This window comes from Enterococcus sp. DIV1420a, from assembly GCF_051712165.1.
Lineage (GTDB): Bacteria > Bacillota > Bacilli > Lactobacillales > Enterococcaceae > Enterococcus > Enterococcus faecalis.
Genome location: NZ_JBIOOI010000002.1, coordinates 564,180 through 589,194, shown reverse-complemented (window position 1 = coordinate 589,194; position 25,015 = coordinate 564,180). Strand labels below are relative to the sequence as shown.

Sequence of the window (25,015 nt, the reverse complement as noted above, 5' to 3'; positions counted from 1 at the left end):
CACTTTCGTGGCGCACAGTCATCGGCGTACCGGACGAATTTATGACCTAGATTTTCTAACACTTGGTCAAATTCGTTTAGGTAAATATTACTCAACAACGGCGAAAGATTGCCCCCTTGGGGCGTTCCTTCCTCGCTTGTGGTGACCAGTCCATTTTCCATTACACCACTCATGAGATATCGGCGGATAAGTCGCAACACTTGTTGATCCTTCACTTTTCGTTCAATGAAAAACATTAGTTTGTCGTGGTTGACGGTATCGAAATAGGCTTTCATATCAATATCTACTACATATTTATAGCCTTGTTCGTAATAGGATTTCGCTTTTTGTACTGCTAAGTGCGCACTGCGATTCGGGCGAAATCCATAACTATTATCCGAAAAGATCGGTTCAAATAGTGGTTGTAGAACCTGATTGATGGCCTGTTGAAGCATACGATCAATTACTGTGGGAATTCCGAGTTTCCTAACACCGCCATTTGGCTTTGGTATTTCCACTCGCAATACTGGTTGTGGTTTGTAATTTCCTTGACGCAGCTCATCCAGTAATTCCTCACGGTGTTCCTTCAAGTAAGGTAAGAGCTGGTCTATGGTCATACCATCGACACCCGCTGCTCCCTTATTTCTGACTACTTGAAGATAGGCTTGATTAAGATTATTTCGTTTGAGTATTTTCTCAAACAGATTTCCTACACCATCCTGTGTCCTTTGTTCATCGCAAGAAGTGCTGCGCACTTCATCATACCCTTCGTGTTCCACACGTGCTCTTTGATGATAGCCAAGTTTTCTTGTTTTCTGCGGTCGTCGCATCTTCTCACACCTCCTAAATTCGTCAAGATTCTTATTGTTCAGTCCTTCGTAACGGTCAGTCTCGTTACTACTATGACCTCGGCTGACTTCTTATGATTCACCCTTATGTCTCCACAAGGGTTGTATCGGTTTGTTTTCATTCAACGCCCACGATACCCTCATAAGACCTCCCCCGGTAAGAGTGAAAACTTTCCTCCCATGTAACTGCTGGATTTACTGTATAGGTTTTGGGCAGTATTGGACTTTGTCTTGTTAGGCAGACTTATCCGACCTAATCCAGCCTTGTATCCAGTTTCTGTTCGTCAGTTCAGGAGTTTGCGTCCGGCTTCCTTCAGCCACAACCTCACGATTGCCACCTTGCCATTCGCTAACAGTTCCTACTGCCAAGCCTGTAATGGACTTTCACCACCTAGTTTTCACCCATGCAGGGCGCACCTAAAAAAGAGAGCAGGGAACTTCCCTGCTCTCTTTTTTACCTTAGAACATACCCCAAACCCCTGTTTTTTTACACTTGAACATAACTTATTTTTGTTTATGACACACTTCGTTTTATATACGAGAAAGTACTTTCATATTATAATTAAGCGCACTAAAAAATGAAGGGAAGTTTAAACAGTTATTGAATATCTCTGCAAGGATACCTGATAACCTTTATATGTTGGATAATTTTAAGAATAGCGGAAAATAAATCATCAGTTGTACTAACAATGTATTGACATAAATGTGTTTTTTTAGTACAATGTTCATACAAAAGATAAATGGAGGTAGCTACATGTCTCAGTCAACAATAACATTTAGAATTCCTAATGACGAAAAGGAATTGGTATTAGAGTATGCAAAAGCTCATAATTCTTCATTAACTGAACTTTATCGGAATGCAGTACTAGATAAAATTGAAGATGAAATCGACTTAAAAACCTTACGCAACGCAATGGAAATTTCCAAAGAGAAGAAAGAAACTGGTATTTCTCAAGAGGAAATGGAGAATTTATTGAATGAAATATAAAGTTACGTATATGCCACAAGCCCAGAAGCAATTAAAAAAAATGGATAGAAATCAGGCTAGAATTATAGTCGCATGGATTAAAAAAAATTTAGAAGGAACTGATGATCCTCGTCAACATGGAAAAGGGTTGACAGGAAACAGAAGTGGTGAATGGCGTTATAGAATTGGAAACTATCGAATATTGACCAATATTTATGATTCTGAAATTGTAATACAAATATTTTTAATAGGTCATAGGAGTACCGTTTATAATAGATAATTTACTGGTAATGACTAAAATTTGAAAACAAAAAAGAAGAGTTTAATTTTCGTTTTACTATTTGCCATTCTAATTTTATAAAATAATGATACGTTCCTTAAATACTTTTACTCTTCCACATCATTTGACATAAAGCCAATAAACCAGACAAGCATAAGCTATCTGGTTTATTGGCTTTTCGTTTTTATCTACCTACCATTTCGGCTCTTTCTTCTTTTTTATGGCCGTCACAATTCCCAAGAAAAGAAGAATTGCCCCTCCTATCAGACGTACCATTACCCTTATTCGCTCATTAAGTTGTGGAAATGATTTTATAAACGTTTCTTTATGGGAACCATCTTTAGAAGAAATAGGCGCTGCCAAACGTTTAATTGGTTCAGCTCCTTGGGAGCTTACTATTTTTGTAGGTGATTCACTGACTGGTTTTTCTTCAACTTTTTTTATAGGGGGAGTAATTGTTGGCTCTTTTTTACCTTCAATTGCAGGCGACTTACTAGCTGGTTCTTCTACTTGATAGGTCACAATCACCTGACCGGTTTCAACTGGTTCTGCCGCGAATGTTTTTTGTGTATAAATAAGCATCAGCCCTATTACGAGTAAGCCTCCCATCCCAATTAATTGTTTATTCATTTACTTAGCCTCCCCGACTTATTCCTTAGAGTTCGCTCCTTTTTCTACCACCACTAAATTTACTCTGGTACTAGCTCCGTTCAATTGTTTATTGGTAGTTAAATCAAACGCTTTGATCGCCATTTTTAGCGGATAGGTTCCTGGTCGTAACTCCTTGGGTAGCGGAAATTCATTCACCGTTTTCCCAGGTTTGACTAAACCGGTTTCCAGTAATACCTCTTTGTTTTCTCCATAAGAAATAATAAATGTAAAACTGGCTTTATTAAACTCAGGATTCGCTAAGGAAACATAGGCTTTTTCTGCGCCTTCCCTAACCGTTATGTCATCATAACCAGGAAAAACCAGTTGCGTCGCATCATAATTGGGCGGCTTTTTGATTTTATTGTCGTAAGTAACGGCTTGCGGATCGTCCTTAGATAATTTCACTCTCCAGACAATTACATTATATTAAATATATTTGAATTATAATTCCGTAAAGGTTAGTGGTTAAACTTCAAAAAAAAGATTTTTGATTAACAAATGCATTCATACCAACGTTTAGTTAGAATTTTTGTCTTTTCAATCTATTTATATATCGTTTGAAAAATAATTAAAAATAGTATCCTACCCACTTTGCCTTCATCAGAGAAAGTGAAAAATAAGGTATCGCTTAAAAAGCTCAATCACCATAAAAAAACTTGTCAATCAAGTTCATTGACAAGTAGTGGTATTCATTTAAGTAATGAGCTATCATTAACAGGATTGTTAATGCTTCTTTTTATATGAAAAAAGACCCCACTACAATGATAATAGATTCAGCCACTAAAGTACTTCCACATACCGTAATAAATGTTTGCTTGAATCCAGTTTTATGATTAAGTCCAGTCAAACTTAAGAAGGTCAACAAAACACCACTTTGAGGAACAATAGTTAAAATATTAGAAGCCACTGCTGCCACTCGATGAATCATTTCTGGATTAAGTCCCGCATCAAGATAATATTGAGCAAAGTTTGGCATCACAATCCCTAAAGCACCTGATGAAGAACCTGTAATGGCCGACATTGCTGACGTTAATACAGTCAAACTAATCAACGGGCTCCCCGGAATATTTAAAATCAAGTCTGAAAAGATACCGAATCCTGGAGCAATCATAACGACTGCACCAAAGGCAACAGCAGATGCAGTAGCAAAAATTGGTCCTATTGAGCCGCTTGCACCAACACTTAATGTAGAGATTTTATTATCTATATACCCATAAAACAAGATAAATGCCGTAACAATTCCTGTCAGTAAAGCGATATAAATAATATTTTTTTTCATAAACTCATTCCCGACCATACTCCCAACAATCGCTACAACAATCAGCAATGCCAGAGGAGCAACACTAGCAATAAACGAAGGCGTTTTCTTGCTGACTACGTCTTCCTCATGTCCATTTGTGTAAGTTGCGTAGGTTTCACCTTTTGCCAAGCTCTTTTTTAAACAATACTTCATGTAAATTAAGCCAAATACAATACAGCCGATACTACCTAAAATACTTGGTATCAGCGCTGCTGTTAATGATGTGTTTAAGTATTGAATGGGAATGACGTTTTGAATTGCTGGCGTTCCAGGTAAGATAGTCATTGTAAAAGTTGCAATTCCTAACCATAATGGAACCTGAATCAAATTCCAAGATAAATCCATTTTTTTAAATAATGATCGAGCTAATGGGAGAACTGCAAACATTACTACAAATAGACTAATCCCGCCATATGTCAAAATTGCACTAATCAAAAATATGGCTACCAATACACGATAAGGATTATCATATCCTACTTTGTTTAAAATAAATTCTGCTATAGAGACAGTTGCACCACTTGTTTCCATTAGTTTGGCTAAAATAGATCCTAGTAGAAAAATAGCAAAGTAATTCATAATATAGGTAGATAGTGCACCCATGTAATTGTTTGCCTCTTTTCCCAATAAGGAATCGACAATAGACATATTATTCAATAACACTACTAAAATCGTTGCCATTGGTGCGGCAACAATAATATTAATTTCTCTTATTGAAAAATAAATGATAGCAGCTACACCTAGTAACACACCAATTGGGGCGATAATTTCCATAAATAGACTCCTTTATTTAGAAGAAGAGACAAGAGCTTAGGCCTCGTCTCATTTCTCCATTTATTCTTACAAGTAAGTTATTGTGCTGTATATCCACCATCTAACAAAACTGGTTGTCCAGTAATTCCTTTGGCTTGTTCACTTGCTAAGAATGAGACATAATCAGCAATCTCCTGCACATCAATTAAACGTTTTTGAGGAACAAGTGGATAAAGAACTTCCTCTAAAACTTTTTCTAACGGAATATTTCTTGTTTTTGACAAATCATCAAACTGTCCACGAACTAATGGTGTGTCAACATAACCTGGACAAATGGCGTTCACTGTCACACCTGTATCCGCTGCTTCTAACGCAGCAACTTTTGTTAAGCCAATCAGTCCGTGTTTTGCAGAATTGTATGCTGATTTACCCGCAAATCCGATCACACCATTGATAGAAGCCATATTGATAATACGACCGAATCCTTGTTTTTTCATTATTGGAAATGCGCGTTTGATAGCAATAAATGGTGCAACCAGCATGATTTTCAACATAAATTCATATTTTTCTGTTGGAAAGTCTTCAATCATCGCCACGTGTTGCAAGCCTGCATTATTTACTAAAATGTCTAAGCGCCCATGTTTTTCAACTGTTGAATCAATTGCTTGATTAATCGCTTCTTCACTTGTTACATCACATACCATGCTATCTGCTGCATAACCTTCTGCTGTGTATTCTTTAACGACTTCGTTCAATTTTTCTTGCTTAATATCTGAAAAGACAACGCTCTTTCCTTCTTTTAAAAAAGTTTCTCCAATTTGTTTTCCAATTCCACTTGCTGCACCTGTTACAAATACAACTTGTTTAGTCATAATATTTTCCTCTTTTCACTTTTTATTTTTTTACTAATTGTACTTCTGTCGCTTCCTGAACTTCTTCAAATGTGTAATCTGGATGGATTTCCTCTACAACAATTCCTTCAGGTGTTACATCAAACACACCCATTTCTGTAACAATTTTATCTACAACCTGTGTAGCAGTCAGCGGCAGAGAGCATTCTTTTAAAATCTTCCACTTACCTTTATTTGTATGTTCCATCGCAACAATTACCTTCTTAGCACCGACAAGTAAATCCATGGCACCTCCCATTCCAGGAACCATTTTCCCAGGAATCAGATAATTAGCTATATTGCCCTTTTCATCTACTTGAAGAGCCCCCAAAACAGTGACATCTACGTGCCCTCCACGAATAATTCCAAATGAGGTAGCACTGTCAAAAAATGCACCTCCCGGAGCGATTCCCACTACCTGACCTCCTGCATTTACAATCGTGGGATCAGGGATTTCTCCCGCCTTATCCAGACCAATAAATCCATTTTCTGATTGCAGTGTAATCGATATCCCTTCAGGCAGGTAATTTACCACTTTTGTAGGTAAGCCAATCCCTAAATTTACTAATGAATCATTGGGTAGCTCTAACGCAACACGTCTAGCAATTCGCTCCTGAATTTCATCTTTAGTTAGTTCCTTCATTTTTCCCACTCCCTCCATCAACAAGATAATCTACAAATATATTCGGTGTTTGGACGGCAATCGGATCAATTTCTCCTATTGGTACAATTTTTCGTGCTTCAACAATAGTTGTTTGTGCATTAGCAGCCATCAATTGATTGAAATTATTTTCTGATCCTCGATAGGTCAAATTACCCAGCTCATCTGCTACATCCGCTAAAATAAGTGCAACATCTGCTTTAAATGGTTTTTCTAATAAATACATCTGACCATCTACCTCAATTTTCTGCTTACCTACCTCAATTAATGTTCCAATACCCGTTGGTGTTAAAAATCCACCCAATCCAAATGCTCCTGCACGAATTTGTTCAGCGAGTGTCCCTTGAGGAACTAAGTCAATGATTGTTTCTTTCGCGTTCATCTGGCGTCCAGCCTCTTTATTTAACCCAATATGAGAGGCAATAATTTTAGAAAACTGGTGTGTTTCAATCATTTTACCTACCCCTTTACTCGGTAAGCCTGCATCATTACAGATAAGAGTTAAATCTTTTATCCCTTTTTTTACCAGGGCATCTATTAATAAGTCAGGCGTGCCATTCGTCATGAAGCCGCCCACCATTACCGTGTCTCCGTCTTTTACTAAATCAACGGCTTGTTGAATTCCAATCACTTTTCCCATAATTTTTCCTACCTATCTTTCTACCAGTACGGAAGTTCCTTGCCCGCCACCAATACAAAGTGTAGCAAGTCCTCGAGTTACTGATCGTTTTTCCATCTCATGTAATAGAGTTACCAAGATTCTTGCGCCACTCGCACCAATTGGATGACCGATGGCAATTGCTCCCCCATTTACATTGACGATTTCTGGATCTAATCCTAATTCTTGAACCACGCTCAATGCTTGTGATGCAAAGGCTTCATTCGCCTCTACTAGCTCTAAATCAGAAATTTTCCAACCAGCTTTTTCTAATGCTTTATTTGTTGCTGGAATGGGGCCTGTCCCCATAATTTCAGGAGCTACTCCTGCACTTGCATATCCTTTGATTGTTGCTAGTATAGGTAACCCTAATTCTTCTGCTTTGCTTCTCGTCATCAAGATAACGGCGGCGGCTCCATCATTTAACCCAGAGGCATTCCCTGCTGTAACCGTTCCTGTTCCATCTCTTAGAAAAGCAGGTCGTAGAGACTTAAGCTTTTCAAAAGTTGTCCCTGGTTTTATATATTCATCCTCTGTAACAAGAATCGGTTCGCCTTTTCTCTGTGGCACTGAAACGGGGACAATTTCTTCTTTAAAACGACCACTTTGACTTGCCTGTGAAGCACGCTTTTGACTAGTTAATGCAAACTGATCTTGCTGTTCACGAGTAATATCATATTTTTTTGAAATATTTTCTGCAGTTATGCCCATATGATAACGATGAAATGCATCTGTTAATCCATCATTTACTAGCGTGTCAATAATTCCTCCATCACCTAATCGACCACCCCAACGATAATCTTTTAAAACATAACCCGCTTGACTCATATTTTCTGTTCCACCTGCAACAATAATTTCTGCATCTTCACAGAGAATACTTTGCACAGCTAATTCAATTGCTTTTAAACCTGATCCACAAACCATATCCACAGTAAAAGATGGTTTCGTATCAGGAATACCGGCGTGTATAGCTACTTGTCTAGCTACATTTTGGCCTAGACCGGCATGAAGAACATTCCCAAAAATAACTTCATCTACTAAAGATGGATCGAATCCATTTTCTTTGATTAGTCCTTTTACTACTGTCTTTCCTAATTCAACAGCTGAAACTGATTTAAATATTCCGTCAAATGATCCAACAGGGGTTCGTAATGCACCAGTAATTACTACTTCTTTGCTCATTTTACAAGACTCCTTCATACTTTTTAAGTAAGCGCTTCCTTCTTGTTCATAGAATAACAACTTATACTTGAAATGAAAAATATATATTTCTTTAGTATGTATAATTTTTTTTTATACCATGAATCCATTGACTTTATCTTAGTAAATGTTTAGTCTTTATTTTAGAAAACTAATTGGGGGTGTTAATTTTGGATATTAAGCATTTACGTTATTTCATTGCAGTTGTTGAAAATGACTTTAACCTCAGTCGTACTGCGGAAAATTTATATATTTCTCAGCCTACATTAAGTATGATGATTAATGATTTTGAATCTAGACAAGGTATAAAACTATTTAATCGAGAACAAAGCAAACTCGTTGGATTGACTCTTACGGGTAATTACTATTATCAAGATGCCTTAGAAGTTATAAAAAAATATAATGATATGCAAGAAAATCTACATCGCCATGAACAGAATATAAAAGGGAGCATCACTATTGGAATCCCCCCTTTAGTTTTATCTGTTGTATTTTCAACTATTATGCCAAAATTAATTTTAAATAATCCTGATATTCAATTTACCATCAAGGAATCGGGTGCCTATCAATTACGTCAGGATCTTTTATTAGAAACAGTCGACATTGCTGTCTTACTACACCCAGAAGGTATTTCAAAAAAAATAATTGATTCCTATCAAATACAATCTTCAGAATTAGCTGTCTTTATGTCTACTAACCATCGTTTAGCAAACCATACCTTGCTAGATTGGATGGATTTACATAATGAAAAAATGGCAATTTTTGATGAGACCTTTATGATTCATCATTTAGTAAAAGCCAAGTTTGAACAAAATAATATCCACCAAAATATTGTCCTTCAATCTGGCTCATGGGATTTTTTACTTAACTCTGCGCGAATTAATCATGAATTGATTTCCATCCTTCCTGTTCCAATTGCTGAACAATATTCATTTGAAGATATTGTAGCTATTCCAATTAAACAAGCCATTCCTTGGAAAGTAATGTTAAGTCGTTTAAAAAAAAGTAATTATAACCGAGTTGAGGAATATATTCTCGATGTACTCTTGGAAGAATTTGATACACTGGAGTAAAAGTAATGTCCCTCATAACCGGTTGTTTAGGTACATTGGGCATCAAACATCCTAGAAAGGTGTAAATAATCGAAAAACGACTTTAGCATGATTGTAGAATAGCAATCATGCTAAAGTCGTCTAGGTAATCGGTGTTTTCAAGCTTACTCGAATACTATGCGCCGCGTACCGAACTAAGTTTTACTCAAATTTGTCTCCACCAACACAATTTGATAAAAAGCTCAAAAAGAATGAAAGACCGTATGAAATAAAGGTTTATTCTCATTTGTCCTTCTTTTCTTGTAACTAAAATACACTACGTTTCATAGTAATTCCCCCTCAAATTCCCTTAACTTGGTGTCTACTTTAGTATAACCCGTCCAATCCACAAAATTATCTTTTTGTTCATGAAAGTATTACCATTCAAACCTAGTTGATTTAGGTGTCCCACCTAATAATTTATTTGGTTTATTACTCATTATTTTCAACTCCATTCTTTTTCAGGAAGTTAACAGTGAGATTAGTTATTCCAACATTTTTGAGTTCATTATTTCCTTATTCATTAAAATTGTCTTCAACTTCTATATCTATATATTACCTTATAAAGTATAGTTTAATTACAAATTTATATAGGAGGTACTTTTGTGAATCAGCAAGAATTTAACTATTTGTTGGATAGTCATCCCTTACTATTAAAAGAATATTTGAAAGAAAACTTACTTACGAAAGACGAAGCACCGAAGTATACTAAGCAATCTCAAGCTGGTTTTGATCAATCCGTAAAACTTAATTCTGTTATTCAACCATTTTTTTCAAAAGAAAAGAATGGACGTACCATTTTTAAGCTTTACTTAAAGTCTGAAATGATTGCATATGGAAAAACTAAAAGACATAAATAAAAAAGAAGACCACCAAAATTTGGAAGTCGTTCCCTAGTATTTGACCTAAAACCATGCTATAATAGAAAAGAAAAGGGAGCTATGCTTGAACATAACTCCCTTACTGTAGAGCCGTTAAAACGGTGACAAAATTTTATAGATTTTGAAATGACCGTTTAACTGGCGAAAGTTAAAACAGCGGTCATTTCTTTTTGTGAGAGTGTAATATTAACTGTGTAAGTAACCGTTAATCCTAGGTAGGTGGTTGCTTCACAGTTTTTATTTTTCTAAAATGAAGCTAAGAGGTGATTTTATTATGGCTAGAAAGAAAAGAAATCCTGATGCTGAAAAGCTAGCTGAAACCATTTTAAACGCTTATCAACCTGAATCTGTAGAAGACATGCAAGATGCCTTAAAAGATGTATTTGGACCCTTATTTGAGAAAATGCTGCAGGGAGAATTAAACAACCATTTAGGATATGACCCTCATTCGAAAGAACCCAAAGAACATGAAAACCGCCGAAATGGTTATGGGAATAAAACACTTAAAACAAGTTTTGGCGAAGTAGATATTCATGTCCCTAGAGATCGTGATGCCTCTTTTGATCCTGAATTGATTCCTAAGAGAAAGCGAGATGTCTCCGACATCGAAGGCAAAGTTCTTTCGATGTATGCTCGTGGAATGAGCCAGCGAGATATTGCCGCAACGATTGAAGATATCTATGGCTTTGACATCTCTCATGAAATGATTTCAGATATCACAGATGCCGTACTTCCCGAATTAGAAGAATGGCAAGCTCGTCCATTAGCTAAATGCTATGCCTTCTTATTCGTTGACTGTATGTATGTCACCTTACGCGAAAACTATGAAGCCAAAGAATATGCGGTGTATACAATTCTTGGTTATGATCTTAAAGGAAACAAAGAGATCTTAGGTTTATGGCTCCATCAAACAGAATCTAAAAATCGCTGGATGCAAGTATTTGATGAATTGAAAGCACGTGGCGTAGAAGATGTCTTTTTCATTTCGATGGATGGTGTTTCTGGTCTCGAAGAAGGCGCGAAAGCGATCTTCCCGTCCGTCATTGTTCAACGTTGTATTGTTCACCTTGTTCGAAATGCGCTGCGATACATTCCGAGTAAAGATTACAAGGAAGTCTGCAGAGATATGAAAAAGTTTTATGGGGCGTCTTCTCTCAATGCCTCACATGCCGCTTTCGATAGCTTTCAAAATCGATGGGCTCACTATTCTGGGGCAGTAGACGTATGGAAAAGGAACTTCTCCCACGTTGAACAATTGTTTGATTACGGCAGTGCCATTCGAAAAATCATGTACACGACGAACGCCGTGGAGAGTGTCCATTCCAGCTTTAGAAAAGTCACCAAAAAAGGAGCGTTCTCCAATGAGAATGCGCTCCTTAAGTTGCTTTATTTACGTACGAAAGAGTTACACACGAAGTGGGCTGGCGGTCGTATCCAAAACTGGGCTATGGTGCTCAATCAGTTAATGGTCAACGAAACCTTCTCTTCTCGAATTGAAAAGTATGCCATTTACCTTCCGTAAGGGCAGGTTTATTTAACTATACGTTCAAACAGTTTTCTACTAGTTGCTTAAAAATACTGTGAGAGGCTATTTACTAGAAAACTTAATTAATTAACTTCCACAGTCTAGTTGACAAACCCCTTTTTGTCGTTTTTCAGCAATTTCACAATTAGTCCGACTAAAGCTATGGTAAACATACCAAAACCTAAAATCGTCTGAATTGTTTCATATGCAGACAAAGGCTTACTCCTTTCATAGATTTTAGCACTTACATACATAAGCACCACCACCTTTCAGAAGTCGCCACCGCTTTATCTTTTCTACCTCTATAGTATAACATAAAAAGGCATGAAACCCTATATATAATAAGGTTTCGTGCCACTATTTTTTCTTTATTTTGCTTTCTTTTTTACATCAGCTAATGACTCTTCTACTATATTCTTACTTAAAATTTCTAACAATAAGGTAAGTCATATTCTTTAATCATTTTGTAGACTTCTTCCACTTTAATCTCTAAACGCTCTGCTAATTCAACCATCACTAACTCTGGGTGCTCCAGACAGAGTTTTCGTAATAGATCCACTCGAAACTGTGGTTTCATTGCTCTTGTAGACGTATTTATCGGTTTCATCGAAATTCCTCCTTCCCAACACAAAAAGCGCTCGTATCATCTACGAACGCTTTTTACAGTGTTTTTTCTTATTTTCCACTCACGTTTTCCTGCATATATTTTTCAATTTCTTGACTGGTCATTGCTGTATAGTCCATAGTTTCATCGAAATATTTAGCAGCTTCTAATACACTTAGAACTAAAATTTCTTGTAGCTCTTCCTGTTCTTGTTTGGATAACTCGTTTAACCGGATTTCTTTGTCTATTTCTGGCTGATAAATCGCAAGTAGTTCGGTCATTGCTTGTTGATTACCCGCTTTTACTAATCTTACTAATTCTAGTAAATTAACGTTTTGTTCCTCTTTTTCCATTTCAAAACCTTCTCATATAGTTGTTTTCTTTGTTAATTCACCGCATCTTTTAACGGTTTTCCTGCTTTAAAAACTGGTGCTTTGGTAGCTGGAATGGTCAATTCTTTCCCCGTTTGCGGATTACGTCCTTTTCGTGCGGCGCGTTCACGAACCATAAAGTTCCCAAAGCCAACTAAGTTGACCGCTTCCCCCTTTGCTAAACTTTCTTGAATCGTATCTAGTAAGGCATTGATAACCCTTGTAGCTTCTTTTTTAGTTACTCCTGATTTTTTGGCGACAGCTTGAGCCAATTCTTGTTTATTCATTTCATTTACCTACCTTCAAAATTTATTTACTTTCATTTAAGCACATTTAAGCTCATGTTTCAATTTTCTTGAATAGGTTTTCATTCGTTTAAACCTACTTTTCAAAATCTTCTAGTTCCATCACTCCTTTTTCTGATAAAATGCCTACTGCTGCTTCATACGTCTTCAATTGTTTTTCGAATGCCTTAACGTGTTTTTCCAATTCTTTTCTTTCTGCTCTTAAAGCGGCTGCTTTAGCTTGTAGTTCCGGATTGTTGGGACTAAATTTCAACTTTTCATTGGCTTTAAATAGTTTTTCATTTAATATGGCCCGTGCTTCCTGAACTTCTTCGTAATTGTCATGAAAATCTTGTCCTAATACTTTAAGCACTCGATCATTTTTCACTTGTCGCGTTGAAAGAATATTTAAAGCCGTTACCATTTCACGCACATTTTGAATAGCAGAATTTTTTCTTTTCACTATTAACCCACTTTCACCCGAAAGATATTTTGCAACTGAGGATCCTTTTACAAATTTATTTTTTTGTGTACGATCATCATTCCAAAAATAAAATATATCTTTATATTTAAAGTGTGCCTCATATTTTCCATCAGTTCGTGTTTCTAACATATAGTCTGGAATTTTTATTACGCCTGTTTCATAGCGACCATAAGCTACTTCTACATAGATACCAGTCATAGTATCTTTTTGAATCTGCCACGGTTCAATAAGAAAGGTTAAATCCGGTAAGGATTCTTTTTCAGCTTTATGTTCTGCATACTTTCCGGCAATTTCTCCAATATGGTACACTGCTTCTGGATCATTCTTACTAGTACGTTCCAAAATATTTTCTTCATTATAGATTCGGTGTTTCTTATTTAAAGTGTAATCTCTTGCTGGCCGTTGTTGTGGCATATCTAGTAACTGATAATTAATGACTTTCCCATAATCTTTTGATTGGTGATCTGAATCAATGGCAATATTTAATAACCTGGCTTTCTTCACAAAATCTTCCCAGCTGATACTATGCTTTATCAAAAAATTTAAGCGCTCTTTTAATTCTATCCGATAAGCATATTTTCTTCGGTACTTTTGATACTTCGTATAAGAATTTTTCTTACCTGATTTTAAAAGCGTTACCCCATGGTAGTCAGCTACCTTGTCAGAAATATTTCTTAAGTCAGCTGCTGTTCCTCTTTGCCAACGAAATTTTTTCAAATCTACTGTAGAAGTTGTATTAAATATTATATGATTGTGCAAATTTTCTTTATCTGTATGTGTAGCGATCACAAATTCATAATCATTACCTAAAAACGCAAGCATAGTTTGTCGGCCAATTTCATGAACTTCTTCTGGTGTTAAATTGTCATTCGGATCAAACGATTGAATAATATGTCGAGCAATCACTTTATTATTTGAAATTTTGTTTGGCTGTACAAATATTTTTTCTGCCAGTTCTCTAGTCAAAGTCATTTCATAAAAAGCATTGTTCACTAAATTAATTTTGTACCCACTGGTTAACGTTTGGTTTTTCGTTTTTGCTGGATCAAGAATATAGTTAATGGCTCGTTTTAAATTTTTTTCCCGTTTAATAGTTAAAGTTTTAGTCGTTGGCATTTAATCCCTCCTTATAATTTTTTGAATACTTTTCATTAAAACTTCCTGGCTCTTAATATAATTGTTTTTGAGTTTAGTAAATTCAGAAACCAAAAATTGAACATCCTCTTTTTCCACTAGATCTGTTTGATTTAATTTATGGGCAATCTGATTTAAGTTATTTCCAATTTTATTTAGCTCATAAACATATTGGCCAGTTTCTGCTAGTGCTTCTCTTAATGTCACAAAATCATTTTTAACCACTTCTCCATGCAGAGCCATATTGCGCATGTAATTACTCATTTTTTGAAATTCTGCTTCTTTCATTTTTTCTAGAATTTTCTTTTTTTCGTCATTTGTCATATAGATTTTAATAATTTTACTGCGAAATAATTTTTTCTTTTTCATCCTTTTATCTCCCGATTTTTAATAAAAATTGTCGCGCAAGGCTTCACCTTGCGCCAGAGTTGACTCTAAAACGACTGCTTAAACAGCAGTGGGTCCCCTCTGGCAAGCATAGCAAGGTGGTCCCACCTCGCGAATCAAATAAAAAAGAGGAAATCGAAAATCTGCGATTTTCAATTTCTCTCTTTTTGTATTTTGAAATTTGGGGCGCACCCCAAACCCCCGTTTCGAATTTTTTTAGTCGTGATCAAATCTATTTTTTAATTTTTTTAGTCGTCGTCAAAAATTTTTATCAACTTTTTTCGCGACAATCAAATCAAAAAGATTTTTTGAATGTCGAATGGACGAAAAATGTTTAAAATTTTTCTGACAAAATTTATTTTTCCTGCAAAAAATTTCTATTACCAGAAAAAAGTGACCGAAAAAAATTCGAACACGCGGAAATTTTTTTGAAAAAATAAAAAGGCACCAACTACTTTTTGAATTTTTTTAGTCGTCATCAAAAATTTTCGTCAAATTTTTTTCACGGCCAACAAATCAAAAATATTTTTTTGAAATGCGAACATCCGAAAAAATGTTTAAAACTCTTCCGACAAAATTAATTTTTTGTTCAAAAAATTTCTCCTGCCAGGAAAAAAGTTAGCTGTTTATTTTTCAGTTTTTGTAAAAACACTATAAAAAAATTGGTGCGCAGCCATTTTTAATGAATGCATTTCATTTTTTTCAGGTTCACTTTTGTTACTATTTATCTTCTTAGAATACATAGTAGCTTGTAGCTCCTCTAGAAGCTGCTCAAATTCTAATTCTGACAAGGAACCCAATGTTTCTTCTAAAAAAGCTAAACAAACAATGTGGCTACTTAACCGTGCATCATTCACTTGTTCTAATTTTCTGCGAATCGCATTCACCTGACCGATTATTTGTTTAGAGACATAAGTATGATATTCTTCTTGATCTGGTTTTTTTATTTGTCGATACACTTGCCATAAATAATAGTGCGCTAGCGGGCGGTTTTTAATTATTTCTATCATCGCTCTCACCTTCTGCAGTTCCGCTTACTACTTCTTTTGATTGCTCGATTTCTTCATCTAAGTTGGTGGGATTGGTCGGGCGTTCATGGGATTGATTAGTTTTATTTTCTTGTACCGTAGCTAAGTTGGCTAACGCATTACTTTGTTTTTCCAGGGCTTCTTTAATTTCTTCTTCTAACGTTGGCCGTACTGCGTCTCCCGCTTTTATTTTTTGCATGGTCTGTAGTTGTTCCTTTAATTGCATTAAAAAGCGTTCACTGCGTTGAACAACTTGTGTAAACAATTGTTGGACATAGACCTTTCCGTTTTTTACTGTCTGTAGATTATCTAATACCGTATAATCCAACGGCAACAACTCTAACCCCAAGACCATTAAAATCACATCAGCGACACTCTGGTTTTCAAATCGCAGTAGCGGATCCGTCTCCGGTTTTTCTATCATTATTAATAGCACAATAAAATCAGTTAGTGTTTGTTTTTCATTTTTCCCGGTTCTTAAACGGATAGTATAGTCATCAAACGTTGCTTCTTCCAACGGCGCAAATACAACTTGCCTGGCAATCATTTTTTCTAACGCGACAAAAATTTCTTGGGGGCTAACTTCAAATGGTTCTGCGGTTCGACCTTCGGTATCACTTACTTCAAAATAAGGCACCAGCAATAATTCTTCCTGCATGAAAGCGAGTCTTTTTTCCTGTAAGATTTCTCCGGTTCTTGGCTCGATCGTATGCTCATTCGCTCCAAATAAAAACAGTGGTTGTGCCTGTTCTTTTAGATTGCGGTGTTCATTAGTCCAGCTATAGATTTCTTTGACGGGGACAACTTCTGAGCGCTGATACAACAAAAGCAATTGATTCAAGAGCGAGAGATTACTTGTTTTAGGGATACTACGTAAAAAGCGTTGATAAAATGCTTTCTGGATCCAATCCTGCCAATGGTCATGAATATAGGCCGCAATTTTTAGGCCTTGTTCCTTTTCTGGGTCTTGCTTTTGATTTAAAAGCTGTTGGAGTTCTTGATCGATGATAAACTGTTCTTCGGTTTTAGCTTTTAAGGCTGCGACTAAATAATCTAACAACATTTCTTGTGTTTCTTTCCGGTAATGTTTTCGATCATTACTGTAAAAATAAGACAAAAACATTTCTCGGGCCTGCATTAATTGCTTTTCTGGGGCGTTGCTTAACCCTTCTTTGACTTGTAGCCATACTTTTTCAAGTAATGCTTGAAACAACGCAGCTAAATCATACGCTTGTGGATCTGTGTTCACCAATAAAACATCTGGATAGTGAAACGATTCCCAAAAGGAAGCGGGTAATTCTTTAAAAAAGTTTTTAAGCATGGTTTCAAAATCAATCGTAATCTCAATCAATGGCCAGTCTGGTTGCTTTGGTTTTGGTGCCGCTGGATTATGAACACAGGACACCGCAAATAACGCCGCTTCGGTTAACGGTGTTTGTGTATAAAACGCTTCATCAATCACTTGATATGGCACGCCTAAGGCGGCCACTGCGTATTTAAAGGCGTCAACTAGTAGTTCATTGGGATTATCTGCCCCTTGTTGTTTTAAGTATGCATGAATATCATGGGCGTGTAAGGCGATACTCAATGCGGTTAGTTCATGCTCTTTTTTTAACCGTTGTGTTAGTTGATACTTTTGTGCAGTATGACTTGCCTCATAATCTTTAGGAAATATTTCTGCCACTATCTAAGTCCCTCCTTGCTAATTTTATAGTAACTATTAATCAAAAATTCTTTTGTTAAATAATTTTTATACTATAAAAAATTAAAAATAGTGATAGAACGTATAACATGGGAATTCTACTCGAATAAAAAAGGAAATCAGCTAGAACTGATTTCCCTTTTATTCGTATAAAATTGCATAACATTATTTTTAATTTATTATCTTGTTAAATATCAACTCATTACCAAGACGAGTAGTAATTAATCTAGGGTTTATTCTGAGTATCTCTGAATATAAAAATTGAGTTTCTTGGCTTATTTTTTTATTAATGATAAGAGGATAAATCATTTTTACAAATTCTAAGTTAACTTTATCATAGTAAATTTTATCGTCTAATAGTTTGTTTTTATACGTTACGAGGATACTTCGTTCTTGGTTACTTAAAAATTTACTAGCGTTATCTTTATCAAGAATATTCTGAACCTCATTTAGTAAATAGGAAACTATCTTTTTGGGAAATAATCTGCTAATTGGGGAACTAAATACTTGTTTTTTCATAATCTATCTCCTTTGTGAACTCTTAACTAACGTCGCGGTGGATTGTATGAAATATTCCAAGAAGGAGCCCCTGCCCATCCTCCAATCATTGTATTTACTAAATGATTGGTTGTGGACGTTACTTGTACCATTTTCCATTTCTTCGTTGTGGTATGTTGATAAAAAGCATAAGGTTCTGCGGTATATTTATATTTCCAATATCCTTTTGCTCTAAATAAAAGATAGGAATTATCTGCGACTTTATCTAGTTCATCGGCAATTTCTGGTATATCTATTTCTGATAATATTACTTCTGTAGCTCCAGACTCAATTGCTTCGGATAAAGACATTACAGGGACATTTGCATCATTAGTATCTAATAAAGCAGCTGGCATTTCACTACTCATATTTTCTTCTGCATGAGCATTATGAGTATCAATTAAACTAATTAAACCAATTGTCATGGAAATTAGCAATAATTTGCTTAAACGTTTCATTTTTAGCACCTCTTTTTATTCTATTTTTAACAACTAAAGCATAATTGAAAACGTTTTCCTTGACAATGTGATTTGACTCTCCTTTTTATTTTTTATGCTTTCAATAAAAGGATTAATCCCTAAACTCTTTATCTTTTTGCTCCATTTTTTATCATAATTCCAATCCCACTTCTTGATCAGGTATACTTTTACTTTGAGCCACTACTTTTGTTTCTAAGGATTGAATCAACGTTTTGATTTCAGCTGGTGATAACGCCGCAATATCCTGTCGATTTTTTTCACTAACTTCATAGCCCAGTTGTTGGCTCAAGCCTTTAATCTTAGTGAATTGGTGTTGCTGATATTCGTCGTCTACTGATTGTTCTTTGCCTGACGGTGTGTGATCTCCAGTCTCACTTTCTACCTGTTCATTCACTTCTTCATTTACTTCTTTTGTCGGTTGTTCTATTGGCTGATCCGTGCCTACTTGCTCCATAGCGGTGTTTTTTAATTGGGTTAATGGTTTTGTTGCATTCATAGCTTCAGACTCTGTTACGCCCTCAGAAACGTTCATTTCAGGGGTTGCTTTCACTTCGAACGACACCATCTGATCAATTTTCTTTGAGAAGTTTTTTAACGCCGTATTCATGTTTAAAATACGATAAGTGAGTTCATTTTTCACTCCTATCCGAATATCATCCAATGTATCTGATACGGCCAATACCGCCCGTTCTTTTTTGGTCGTTAAGTAGCTGGTTAGCTTCTCTTTACATTCCCGTAGAACCGTTTGAATGTCTCGTTTCAATTTTTGAGTAGCTAACTGAACCTGTTCATTCGTTGGTTCTTTGACCTCTATTAAAGCCGCGGTATGTTGTGCCATTATCGCTTCCATTCGGTCCATATGCTCGGTTAACAAGCGCTCAATTTCAGCTCTGGTAATAAATGGTTCTGTGGATTTTGGGACTTCACCCAATGTCTCATCTATTTCTTGTGTAAAATCAGTAAATAGTGTCGTAACTTCATACATAAACGGCTTATCATGGAGATCTACAATGAATTCTTCTGAACCTGGCCATTCTGGGCTAACCGTTTGAGTTTCTTCCTTTTCAGCGGATTCAGTTTCTAGTATGTTACCGATATGTGCATTTTGTTTTTCTTCTACTTGTTTGGGACCCAGCGTACTTTCTAGTATCTCAATACTGAATCCAGCTTCTTCTAATTGGTGAACCACTTCTAAGTGTTTATCAGTGTATTCATTCTCTTTTAAGAGCAGAACTATTTTAGTTTCAGGAATAACTTGTACCATTTCTTTTAGCGTTACAGACCAAAAGTCCTGGTGATAACGATCCATTGAATGATCGATTAAAAAGGCTTCAATCGATCCGTGGTCCACATCTCTAACGTAGCCATCCCCACCTTCTGAATAACCACTCCATAAAGAACCATCTCGAAAAATATAGATCGCTTGTTCGATCATGGTTGTTTTTTCAAAGCCTTCATCATAAAAATCAGTAAAATCAAAGCTTAATGTGTTTTCTGGCATATCATTCCCTCATTTCTACCTTTAGTGATAAAACAAAAAAAGTACGACTAAATTAGCCGTACTACACACTTTTCTATTCTGTTACACTGCTTCGTTCTTTTTATTCTATAAAACAAAAAAACAAGAACTCAACGTCCTTGTTTTTAATCTGCTACACTAGTTATATATTATTTGTGAGCCATCATATGACATCCTAGACTATAAACGTCTTTCCCCTCATCAATCTGCAAACAACCAACTTCTAACTCTTTTTTCTTGCCGAAGGAACTCATCAAATACACTCACTCCCGTAAACATAGTTTCTCCCCCGAGAATAGCATCTGTTGCTCTTCGACGCAATCGAATATTTATACCACTTACTAATTCGAGACGATCAATATCCAGTAAAAACTGTTCCATAATTGCCACAAATTGCTTGGCATCGTGTAAATTATCTCTTGCTACCCGAATAGCATAATAAAATAAGGTAAGATTTTGTGTGCGTAATTCATAGGGAATGTCTGAATAGTGAAGTTGATTAGTTAAAACCAGTTGTTCTACGATTTCTTTATAGCATTTCTCGTTTTCCATGGGTTCCTCCTAAATTTCTAATCCTGCTGTGCTTACTTCCCTAGTTTTTATTGGTACTTGAGCGATCTTAGCTTGTAACGTCTTAGTTTGCTCTCTCAATCGTTCTTTTTGATACTTTAATTCGTCATTCCAATCATTCTTGACTTGACCCGCATGACATTTTGGCATATGAGGAATCACGGAAATATTCTTTAAGCCAAAGCTTTGATAAAAATCTTTGCCTGGGGTCACTACGCGGGCCAGTTTAGGGTCAAATTTGGCCTCATCATCATCAACGGCTAAAACAATCCTTAATTTATCATTGATTTGGCCGGCTTTTCCTAACAAGTCATCATACGTTTGAAGCCACTCTTCAATCCGTACTTTTTTACTTATCGTTTCTACCTGCATCCGGGTCATAGCGAGCGCTTCCACTACTGCCCGGGAAACAATCCCTTTATTCAAGCCATTCATAGCGACTAAGCGGCAATTGGTTAGTTTTTCTTGGTGTAATTCGTAATAAGACATCATATCAATGGGGGCTTCAAAGGCATATACCGTAAAAGGTTGTTCTGGTGTGGCTTTACTGAATTGTTTTTTATCCCCAATATCTACCATGACCCCGCTGGAACTATTATATAAGGTCTTTTTTAAGCGGCCTTTCTCCGGATACAATTGTTGGTTAAACCAAATTCCTTGCCTTGCACCACCCACAATCTTCCCCTCTACGTCTAAGTGCTTAAAAACAATCATCGGTTCTGTTTTCCCCGTTTCATAATCGCGGTGAATAGCCTGGACCATTATCCCTTTTTGCCAAAAGAAATCAATTGTTTCATCAGATAGACCTCGTTCTGTTTTTAAATATTTCCGTGCATAATCAAAGGTTTTGACTTCTCGTACCCGATAGACAAAGGGCTCTTTTTTAGGTATCTTACGAGCATCAAACGTTCCTGCTTCTGTCCCTAATAGGTACCGGAGTGCTTCTTTAAAGGATACTTGTTGGACAACTTCCACCATTTTAATCACGTCGCAGCCTAAATACTCATTGCCTTTAGAAAACCAAGAAAAGTAATTTCTGGCCGGATTAATTTTAAAACTGGGGTGTTCTACCCAGGCATAATTTCGTCCTTCTCGTTTTAGTTCCATTCCTAGGGAATGGGCGACATCTAAAATATTTTTTTGTTTCGCTAAGTCTTTCAATCGGTTCGGGTTATACTTACTCATAAACTCCCTCCCAAAAAGAAAAAACAGACGTTGTTAATAAACAACATCTGCTTTTTTCTATTTTATTATATGTTCTACTCATGTATCCCTTAAACAAATATCTTAAGATCCTTGATTGGGGACAAGTCAAACTTGGAATAATTGATTACCTTAACATCTATAAAACTTAATTCCAGTGGTGGATTAATTCATCTAATAAAGTATCATGCATTATTTTCAATTCTTTTTTTCTTATCCCAAATAAATTCATCTAATTTTTTATCCATTCCCATTAGATCACTTGAACCGATAATCGCACTCTTTATCCGACATTCAAAATCATAAATTTGTCCAATGTCATTTTTTTTAGCATATTCTAAATCTAAATCAAGCAACTTAAATAACGCCAAATAGTCTGCTGGCTGTTTACGTTCTCTTGCTCTTCTAAACGCTACAACATACATCGACGATCCCTCCATCGATACTCGAATGTCCTGATTAATTTTAGATAATTCAATGCCCTCATGATAAATTAAGTCTATCATATTTTGTGAATATTGTTGCAACAGATACAAATCTGAATAATTATTTTTTAGTTGTGCAAAGTCTTCATGCATATTTCTTCGTTCCTTATATTCCTCTTCTAATGTGGTAGTCTATTAAAACAAATCCTATCCATTTAAATTAGTCTTACGCTTGTTTTAATCTCCGCCGTTCCACTAGATCAATCGGCGCACATTGCTTTTTTCTTTCTACCTCTTCAATTACTTGTCGATGTTCGCGGTTAAAATTGGCTAGTGCTGCTTTGAAATTCGCTTCTAAACCTACGTTCATAGCGTTTTGCCGTAACTGGAGTTCATCCATTTTTCCTTGCAGAATTCGTGCCAATTGTTTGGTTTGTTCTTCGTATTCTTCTTTAATCGCGGTCTCTTTCTGCTGGTTGAAATTATCTTGCAATGTAGTGCTTTGTTCTGCTAGTTGTGTCTGGTACGTCTGCTCAATCGCTTGTATCCTTTCTTCATGACGGCTTTGTTCAGCCTGCAATTCTTGTTCTTTTGTTGCTGAGAGACGCTGCTTAAGTTGTGTTAATTGTTCTTTTTGTTCCTTGTCAATCCGCTGTGCAACCGTGTTTTCAATTTGATCCCGTTGATCCAATTGTTGAATCTCCGCTTGAATTTTCTCCGTTTCATGCGTAATAAAATCTGTTAATGCTTGATTAAAGGTCTCTTTGGTGGAACTTAAAACAGTCTGCACCCCTTGATCATTGGACGCTTCATAAGAGAACGTCTGTAGTGAATCAACTATTGGTTCAGCTATCGGTTCTTTGCGTTGTTCTCCCTCGTTTTCTGCTTCTATAATAGGGGGTAGACTAGGACCACGATCGTTTTCATTGGTATTTTGTTGCCACTGGGCCATTTCTGAGCGTAATTCTTCTACTAGCGTTTGTTGCCGCGCCATTGCTTGTTTGAGCGCCTCAAACTCACTTTTAGTGAGCGTCACTAGATCTTGCTCTGCAGTAACCTTTTGACTTTGTTCTGTAGGAAGAATAGGGACTTCCTCTTGTGTGACTGCTTCTGAGGAAGTACCAAGATCCGCTTCAAAATCAGCCAAGGTATAGGGTGACTGATCAGGACGTGTTGAACTTGTTTCCGATGTCGATTTCTGCGTTGCTTTCGGTTCCATCAGTTCTTCTACTTCATATGCCAATGGCTTTTTGGTAAAAAAGTTAGTCAATTCTTCTAACCAGTCTACGTCTTCTCCTTGTGGTAAATGAATCCGTTGCGCATAATAAACGTGTCCTTTTTTATTGTTTCTTATTTTCGTAATTAGTAGGTCACCTTCATAATAGTCATTCTTAAAGCGATAATTTTCCTCCTGGATATGTTTAATTAAATCATAGGGATCACAAATCTCTTTCTCTTCAAATGCAGCACAACCTGAAAATTGATAAATAAACTTTGGTTTCCTGTTAAATCCCCACATAAGGCGCCTCCTCTGCTAACCCATCCATCACATTAGTCTCTGTCTGTTCTTCTATTTTTTCTTCTATTAGCTCTTTTGTTTCTTCCTCTAGTGCTACCAATCGTTCTTCCGCCTTCAGTGGCTCTTGAATCTTTGTTTGTATCCGTTCCAAAGCTTCGTCAAAGGATAGATCCAGCGCGGCCATGACATCCCGAAATTCCTTGATCTCTTCTTCGGCAATTTGTTCCTGTAAATCAGTCATCAATTTAGCTAAACTATCTCGTTTTTCCTTCGTTTCAGCTAGCTTCTTTCTTAACCTGGTTAATTTATTTTGCGTTGCTGCTTTCATCCTGTATCTCCTCCTTCGTGGCTACATTAAGCCGCTCTAATTGGGTCACTTTCCCTTTCTCAAAGCGGATGTGGTACACTTGTTGCCCAATAAATCCTTTCGTTTGATACGGTGCTTTTTGTTCGATCTTCACTTTAGCGGTATAAAGGGTGGGATCGGTGGTGGCTTGATAAATTTCTGATGCGAGATAGCGACTAGCTACCAGCTGTATCGCATTAGACGTATTAATCTCTTTCTTTTTTTCATACGTTTGAATGAGTTCTTGTAATGCCACACTGTCAGCGGCGATTTCTTGTCCGTCATAACAGTCGGGACTCATGAGTTCCTGCAATAATTGAGCGCGATCCGCTACCGACTTTTCTTTTAACTCCCAGGTAAAATAGACACTGAGAAATTTTTTCAATTGCTGGGTCTCGTCACTCGCTGATTCTGCTGCTGGTGTTTCTAGTGTTGCTGGTATTGGTTCTGTCGTGGCTGTTTCATTACTAGAACCAGGAGGAGTTGAGGAGGCAACTGTTCCTTCTGCCTCTTCAACTGTACTCGTTGTTTGATCTATTTGATTGGATTGTTCTGTGCTCTGATCAGGTGTCCCTTGATTAAATGTGGGGGCCGGAGAAAACGATTGTTGTGGGGCGTTTTCCCACCAATGCCACCCAATAAAAATCAGGCTGCTAATCAATAGGAGCACCACCAACAAGCCCAACCCCAACCATAAACGAATCTTTTTTTGATCTTTCATTTTCTAGTTTTCCTTTCACTT

Annotated in this window: 29 protein-coding genes and 1 pseudogene; 5 read left to right on the top strand and 25 right to left on the bottom strand. The window is 36.5% G+C overall.

Annotated elements, in window-relative coordinates; all coding sequences use genetic code 11:
* Nucleotides 1-14 precede the first annotated feature (14 nt).
* Nucleotides 15-809: pseudogene (gene ltrA, locus IGI80_RS14175) on the bottom strand (group II intron reverse transcriptase/maturase); the annotation flags it as partial.
* A gap of 772 nt (nucleotides 810-1,581) precedes the next feature.
* On the opposite strand from ltrA, the gene relB reads away from it, so the two are divergent.
* Nucleotides 1,582-1,815, top strand: coding sequence for a type II toxin-antitoxin system RelB family antitoxin (relB, locus tag IGI80_RS14170; protein ID WP_438723902.1), 234 nt, complete (start codon nucleotides 1,582-1,584; stop codon nucleotides 1,813-1,815).
* Entirely contained in the window at nucleotides 1,805-2,074 is a 270-nt protein-coding gene (locus tag IGI80_RS14165; protein WP_438723900.1) for a type II toxin-antitoxin system RelE family toxin, read from the top strand. The genes relB and IGI80_RS14165 overlap by 11 nt, the downstream gene beginning before the upstream one ends.
* A gap of 192 nt (nucleotides 2,075-2,266) precedes the next feature.
* On the opposite strand, the gene IGI80_RS14160 is transcribed toward IGI80_RS14165, so the two are convergent.
* From IGI80_RS14160 to IGI80_RS14130, 7 genes are all read right to left on the bottom strand, one after another.
* Complete coding sequence (locus tag IGI80_RS14160) at nucleotides 2,267-2,704, bottom strand: hypothetical protein (protein WP_438723899.1); 438 nt, start codon at nucleotides 2,702-2,704, stop codon at nucleotides 2,267-2,269.
* Between the two features lie 18 nt (nucleotides 2,705-2,722).
* A complete protein-coding gene (locus tag IGI80_RS14155; RefSeq protein ID WP_438723898.1) occupies nucleotides 2,723-3,130 on the bottom strand; it encodes a hypothetical protein in 408 nt (135 codons plus the stop codon).
* Between the two features lie 331 nt (nucleotides 3,131-3,461).
* Nucleotides 3,462-4,796, bottom strand: a complete 1,335-nt coding sequence (locus IGI80_RS14150) for a GntP family permease (RefSeq protein WP_438723896.1) — start codon at nucleotides 4,794-4,796, stop codon at nucleotides 3,462-3,464.
* Nucleotides 4,797-4,873: 77 nt separating this feature from the next.
* Complete coding sequence (locus tag IGI80_RS14145) at nucleotides 4,874-5,647, bottom strand: 3-hydroxybutyrate dehydrogenase (RefSeq protein WP_438722926.1); 774 nt, start codon at nucleotides 5,645-5,647, stop codon at nucleotides 4,874-4,876.
* Nucleotides 5,648-5,669: 22 nt separating this feature from the next.
* Nucleotides 5,670-6,308: a 3-oxoacid CoA-transferase subunit B gene (locus IGI80_RS14140; protein ID WP_438722924.1), complete on the bottom strand. Its 639-nt coding sequence runs from the start codon at nucleotides 6,306-6,308 to the stop codon at nucleotides 5,670-5,672.
* The gene (locus tag IGI80_RS14135; protein ID WP_332115584.1) at nucleotides 6,292-6,966 is read right to left on the bottom strand and encodes a CoA transferase subunit A; all 675 of its coding nucleotides are present in this window, start codon (nucleotides 6,964-6,966) and stop codon (nucleotides 6,292-6,294) included. The genes IGI80_RS14140 and IGI80_RS14135 overlap by 17 nt, the downstream gene beginning before the upstream one ends.
* Before the next feature lie 12 nt (nucleotides 6,967-6,978).
* Nucleotides 6,979-8,166, bottom strand: a complete 1,188-nt coding sequence (locus IGI80_RS14130) for an acetyl-CoA C-acetyltransferase (RefSeq protein WP_438722922.1) — start codon at nucleotides 8,164-8,166, stop codon at nucleotides 6,979-6,981.
* A gap of 188 nt (nucleotides 8,167-8,354) precedes the next feature.
* Here IGI80_RS14130 and IGI80_RS14125 point away from each other — a divergent pair, with 188 nt between their 5' ends.
* The 3 genes from IGI80_RS14125 (at nucleotide 8,355) to IGI80_RS14115 (ending at nucleotide 11,678) form a co-directional block, all read left to right on the top strand.
* Complete coding sequence (locus tag IGI80_RS14125) at nucleotides 8,355-9,257, top strand: LysR family transcriptional regulator (protein WP_438723895.1); 903 nt, start codon at nucleotides 8,355-8,357, stop codon at nucleotides 9,255-9,257.
* A 623-nt stretch (nucleotides 9,258-9,880) separates the two neighbouring features.
* Nucleotides 9,881-10,135 (top strand): hypothetical protein, encoded by a 255-nt coding sequence (locus IGI80_RS14120; protein ID WP_438723894.1) that lies wholly within the window; start codon nucleotides 9,881-9,883, stop codon nucleotides 10,133-10,135.
* 295 nt (nucleotides 10,136-10,430) lie between these two features.
* The gene (locus tag IGI80_RS14115) at nucleotides 10,431-11,678 is read left to right on the top strand and encodes an IS256 family transposase (protein WP_438723893.1); all 1,248 of its coding nucleotides are present in this window, start codon (nucleotides 10,431-10,433) and stop codon (nucleotides 11,676-11,678) included.
* A 104-nt stretch (nucleotides 11,679-11,782) separates the two neighbouring features.
* On the opposite strand, the gene pepG1 is transcribed toward IGI80_RS14115, so the two are convergent.
* The 17 genes from pepG1 to IGI80_RS14030 all read right to left on the bottom strand — a co-directional run bounded on the left by pepG1 (nucleotide 11,783) and on the right by IGI80_RS14030 (nucleotide 24,994).
* On the bottom strand, nucleotides 11,783-11,935 hold the full coding sequence (pepG1, locus tag IGI80_RS14110; protein ID WP_438723891.1) for a type I toxin-antitoxin system toxin PepG1: 153 nt from the start codon (nucleotides 11,933-11,935) through the stop codon (nucleotides 11,783-11,785).
* A gap of 176 nt (nucleotides 11,936-12,111) precedes the next feature.
* On the bottom strand, nucleotides 12,112-12,288 hold the full coding sequence (locus IGI80_RS14105; protein ID WP_438723890.1) for a hypothetical protein: 177 nt from the start codon (nucleotides 12,286-12,288) through the stop codon (nucleotides 12,112-12,114).
* A gap of 68 nt (nucleotides 12,289-12,356) precedes the next feature.
* The gene (locus IGI80_RS14100) at nucleotides 12,357-12,638 is read right to left on the bottom strand and encodes a helix-turn-helix domain-containing protein (protein WP_438723889.1); all 282 of its coding nucleotides are present in this window, start codon (nucleotides 12,636-12,638) and stop codon (nucleotides 12,357-12,359) included.
* Between the two features lie 32 nt (nucleotides 12,639-12,670).
* A complete protein-coding gene (locus tag IGI80_RS14095; RefSeq protein ID WP_438723888.1) occupies nucleotides 12,671-12,943 on the bottom strand; it encodes an HU family DNA-binding protein in 273 nt (90 codons plus the stop codon).
* A 94-nt stretch (nucleotides 12,944-13,037) separates the two neighbouring features.
* Nucleotides 13,038-14,540 (bottom strand): relaxase/mobilization nuclease domain-containing protein, encoded by a 1,503-nt coding sequence (locus IGI80_RS14090; protein WP_438723886.1) that lies wholly within the window; start codon nucleotides 14,538-14,540, stop codon nucleotides 13,038-13,040.
* Nucleotides 14,541-14,927, bottom strand: a complete 387-nt coding sequence (locus IGI80_RS14085) for a plasmid mobilization protein (protein WP_438723884.1) — start codon at nucleotides 14,925-14,927, stop codon at nucleotides 14,541-14,543.
* Between the two features lie 644 nt (nucleotides 14,928-15,571).
* On the bottom strand, nucleotides 15,572-15,955 hold the full coding sequence (locus tag IGI80_RS14080; protein ID WP_438723882.1) for a hypothetical protein: 384 nt from the start codon (nucleotides 15,953-15,955) through the stop codon (nucleotides 15,572-15,574).
* Nucleotides 15,939-17,657 (bottom strand): hypothetical protein, encoded by a 1,719-nt coding sequence (locus IGI80_RS14075; RefSeq protein WP_438723880.1) that lies wholly within the window; start codon nucleotides 17,655-17,657, stop codon nucleotides 15,939-15,941. The genes IGI80_RS14080 and IGI80_RS14075 overlap by 17 nt, the downstream gene beginning before the upstream one ends.
* 189 nt (nucleotides 17,658-17,846) lie before the next feature.
* Nucleotides 17,847-18,194 (bottom strand): hypothetical protein, encoded by a 348-nt coding sequence (locus IGI80_RS14070; protein ID WP_438723878.1) that lies wholly within the window; start codon nucleotides 18,192-18,194, stop codon nucleotides 17,847-17,849.
* Between the two features lie 26 nt (nucleotides 18,195-18,220).
* Nucleotides 18,221-18,670 (bottom strand): hypothetical protein, encoded by a 450-nt coding sequence (locus IGI80_RS14065; RefSeq protein ID WP_438723876.1) that lies wholly within the window; start codon nucleotides 18,668-18,670, stop codon nucleotides 18,221-18,223.
* Nucleotides 18,671-18,821: 151 nt separating this feature from the next.
* Nucleotides 18,822-20,192 carry a hypothetical protein gene (locus IGI80_RS14060; RefSeq protein WP_438723875.1) on the bottom strand — a complete coding sequence of 457 codons (1,371 nt, stop codon included), beginning with the start codon at nucleotides 20,190-20,192 and terminating at the stop codon, nucleotides 18,822-18,824.
* 219 nt (nucleotides 20,193-20,411) lie between these two features.
* On the bottom strand, nucleotides 20,412-20,762 hold the full coding sequence (locus IGI80_RS14055) for a hypothetical protein (RefSeq protein WP_438723874.1): 351 nt from the start codon (nucleotides 20,760-20,762) through the stop codon (nucleotides 20,412-20,414).
* A 9-nt stretch (nucleotides 20,763-20,771) separates the two neighbouring features.
* On the bottom strand, nucleotides 20,772-21,965 hold the full coding sequence (locus tag IGI80_RS14050) for a CHC2 zinc finger domain-containing protein (RefSeq protein ID WP_438723872.1): 1,194 nt from the start codon (nucleotides 21,963-21,965) through the stop codon (nucleotides 20,772-20,774).
* Between the two features lie 203 nt (nucleotides 21,966-22,168).
* On the bottom strand, nucleotides 22,169-22,561 hold the full coding sequence (locus IGI80_RS14045; RefSeq protein ID WP_438723870.1) for a hypothetical protein: 393 nt from the start codon (nucleotides 22,559-22,561) through the stop codon (nucleotides 22,169-22,171).
* A 73-nt stretch (nucleotides 22,562-22,634) separates the two neighbouring features.
* Nucleotides 22,635-23,927 carry a hypothetical protein gene (locus IGI80_RS14040; RefSeq protein ID WP_438723869.1) on the bottom strand — a complete coding sequence of 431 codons (1,293 nt, stop codon included), beginning with the start codon at nucleotides 23,925-23,927 and terminating at the stop codon, nucleotides 22,635-22,637.
* Nucleotides 23,914-24,255 carry a hypothetical protein gene (locus IGI80_RS14035; RefSeq protein WP_438723867.1) on the bottom strand — a complete coding sequence of 114 codons (342 nt, stop codon included), beginning with the start codon at nucleotides 24,253-24,255 and terminating at the stop codon, nucleotides 23,914-23,916. The genes IGI80_RS14040 and IGI80_RS14035 overlap by 14 nt, the downstream gene beginning before the upstream one ends.
* Entirely contained in the window at nucleotides 24,233-24,994 is a 762-nt protein-coding gene (locus tag IGI80_RS14030) for a hypothetical protein (RefSeq protein ID WP_438722327.1), read from the bottom strand. The genes IGI80_RS14035 and IGI80_RS14030 overlap by 23 nt, the downstream gene beginning before the upstream one ends.
* Between the last annotated feature and the right edge of the window lie 21 nt (nucleotides 24,995-25,015).

What these genes read in the sequence shown, in the direction of transcription:
- IGI80_RS14060 (WP_438723875.1), bottom strand. Translation starts at nt 20,192, where the DNA reads ATGCCAGAAAACACATTAAGCTTTGATTTTACTGATTTTTATGATGAA.
- IGI80_RS14165 (WP_438723900.1), top strand. Translation starts at nt 1,805, where the DNA reads ATGAAATATAAAGTTACGTATATGCCACAAGCCCAGAAGCAATTAAAA.
- IGI80_RS14140 (WP_438722924.1), bottom strand. Translation starts at nt 6,308, where the DNA reads ATGAAGGAACTAACTAAAGATGAAATTCAGGAGCGAATTGCTAGACGT.
- pepG1 (WP_438723891.1), bottom strand. Translation starts at nt 11,935, where the DNA reads ATGTATGTAAGTGCTAAAATCTATGAAAGGAGTAAGCCTTTGTCTGCA.
- IGI80_RS14150 (WP_438723896.1), bottom strand. Translation starts at nt 4,796, where the DNA reads ATGGAAATTATCGCCCCAATTGGTGTGTTACTAGGTGTAGCTGCTATC.
- IGI80_RS14065 (WP_438723876.1), bottom strand. Translation starts at nt 18,670, where the DNA reads ATGAAACGTTTAAGCAAATTATTGCTAATTTCCATGACAATTGGTTTA.
- IGI80_RS14100 (WP_438723889.1), bottom strand. Translation starts at nt 12,638, where the DNA reads ATGGAAAAAGAGGAACAAAACGTTAATTTACTAGAATTAGTAAGATTA.
- IGI80_RS14160 (WP_438723899.1), bottom strand. Translation starts at nt 2,704, where the DNA reads ATGAATAAACAATTAATTGGGATGGGAGGCTTACTCGTAATAGGGCTG.
- IGI80_RS14145 (WP_438722926.1), bottom strand. Translation starts at nt 5,647, where the DNA reads ATGACTAAACAAGTTGTATTTGTAACAGGTGCAGCAAGTGGAATTGGA.
- IGI80_RS14115 (WP_438723893.1), top strand. Translation starts at nt 10,431, where the DNA reads ATGGCTAGAAAGAAAAGAAATCCTGATGCTGAAAAGCTAGCTGAAACC.
- IGI80_RS14130 (WP_438722922.1), bottom strand. Translation starts at nt 8,166, where the DNA reads ATGAGCAAAGAAGTAGTAATTACTGGTGCATTACGAACCCCTGTTGGA.
- IGI80_RS14055 (WP_438723874.1), bottom strand. Translation starts at nt 20,762, where the DNA reads ATGGAAAACGAGAAATGCTATAAAGAAATCGTAGAACAACTGGTTTTA.
- IGI80_RS14070 (WP_438723878.1), bottom strand. Translation starts at nt 18,194, where the DNA reads ATGAAAAAACAAGTATTTAGTTCCCCAATTAGCAGATTATTTCCCAAA.
- IGI80_RS14080 (WP_438723882.1), bottom strand. Translation starts at nt 15,955, where the DNA reads ATGATAGAAATAATTAAAAACCGCCCGCTAGCGCACTATTATTTATGG.
- IGI80_RS14085 (WP_438723884.1), bottom strand. Translation starts at nt 14,927, where the DNA reads ATGAAAAAGAAAAAATTATTTCGCAGTAAAATTATTAAAATCTATATG.
- IGI80_RS14050 (WP_438723872.1), bottom strand. Translation starts at nt 21,965, where the DNA reads ATGAGTAAGTATAACCCGAACCGATTGAAAGACTTAGCGAAACAAAAA.
- relB (WP_438723902.1), top strand. Translation starts at nt 1,582, where the DNA reads ATGTCTCAGTCAACAATAACATTTAGAATTCCTAATGACGAAAAGGAA.
- IGI80_RS14135 (WP_332115584.1), bottom strand. Translation starts at nt 6,966, where the DNA reads ATGGGAAAAGTGATTGGAATTCAACAAGCCGTTGATTTAGTAAAAGAC.
- IGI80_RS14040 (WP_438723869.1), bottom strand. Translation starts at nt 23,927, where the DNA reads ATGTGGGGATTTAACAGGAAACCAAAGTTTATTTATCAATTTTCAGGT.
- IGI80_RS14090 (WP_438723886.1), bottom strand. Translation starts at nt 14,540, where the DNA reads ATGCCAACGACTAAAACTTTAACTATTAAACGGGAAAAAAATTTAAAA.
- IGI80_RS14035 (WP_438723867.1), bottom strand. Translation starts at nt 24,255, where the DNA reads ATGAAAGCAGCAACGCAAAATAAATTAACCAGGTTAAGAAAGAAGCTA.
- IGI80_RS14105 (WP_438723890.1), bottom strand. Translation starts at nt 12,288, where the DNA reads ATGAAACCGATAAATACGTCTACAAGAGCAATGAAACCACAGTTTCGA.
- IGI80_RS14030 (WP_438722327.1), bottom strand. Translation starts at nt 24,994, where the DNA reads ATGAAAGATCAAAAAAAGATTCGTTTATGGTTGGGGTTGGGCTTGTTG.
- IGI80_RS14095 (WP_438723888.1), bottom strand. Translation starts at nt 12,943, where the DNA reads ATGAATAAACAAGAATTGGCTCAAGCTGTCGCCAAAAAATCAGGAGTA.
- IGI80_RS14045 (WP_438723870.1), bottom strand. Translation starts at nt 22,561, where the DNA reads ATGCATGAAGACTTTGCACAACTAAAAAATAATTATTCAGATTTGTAT.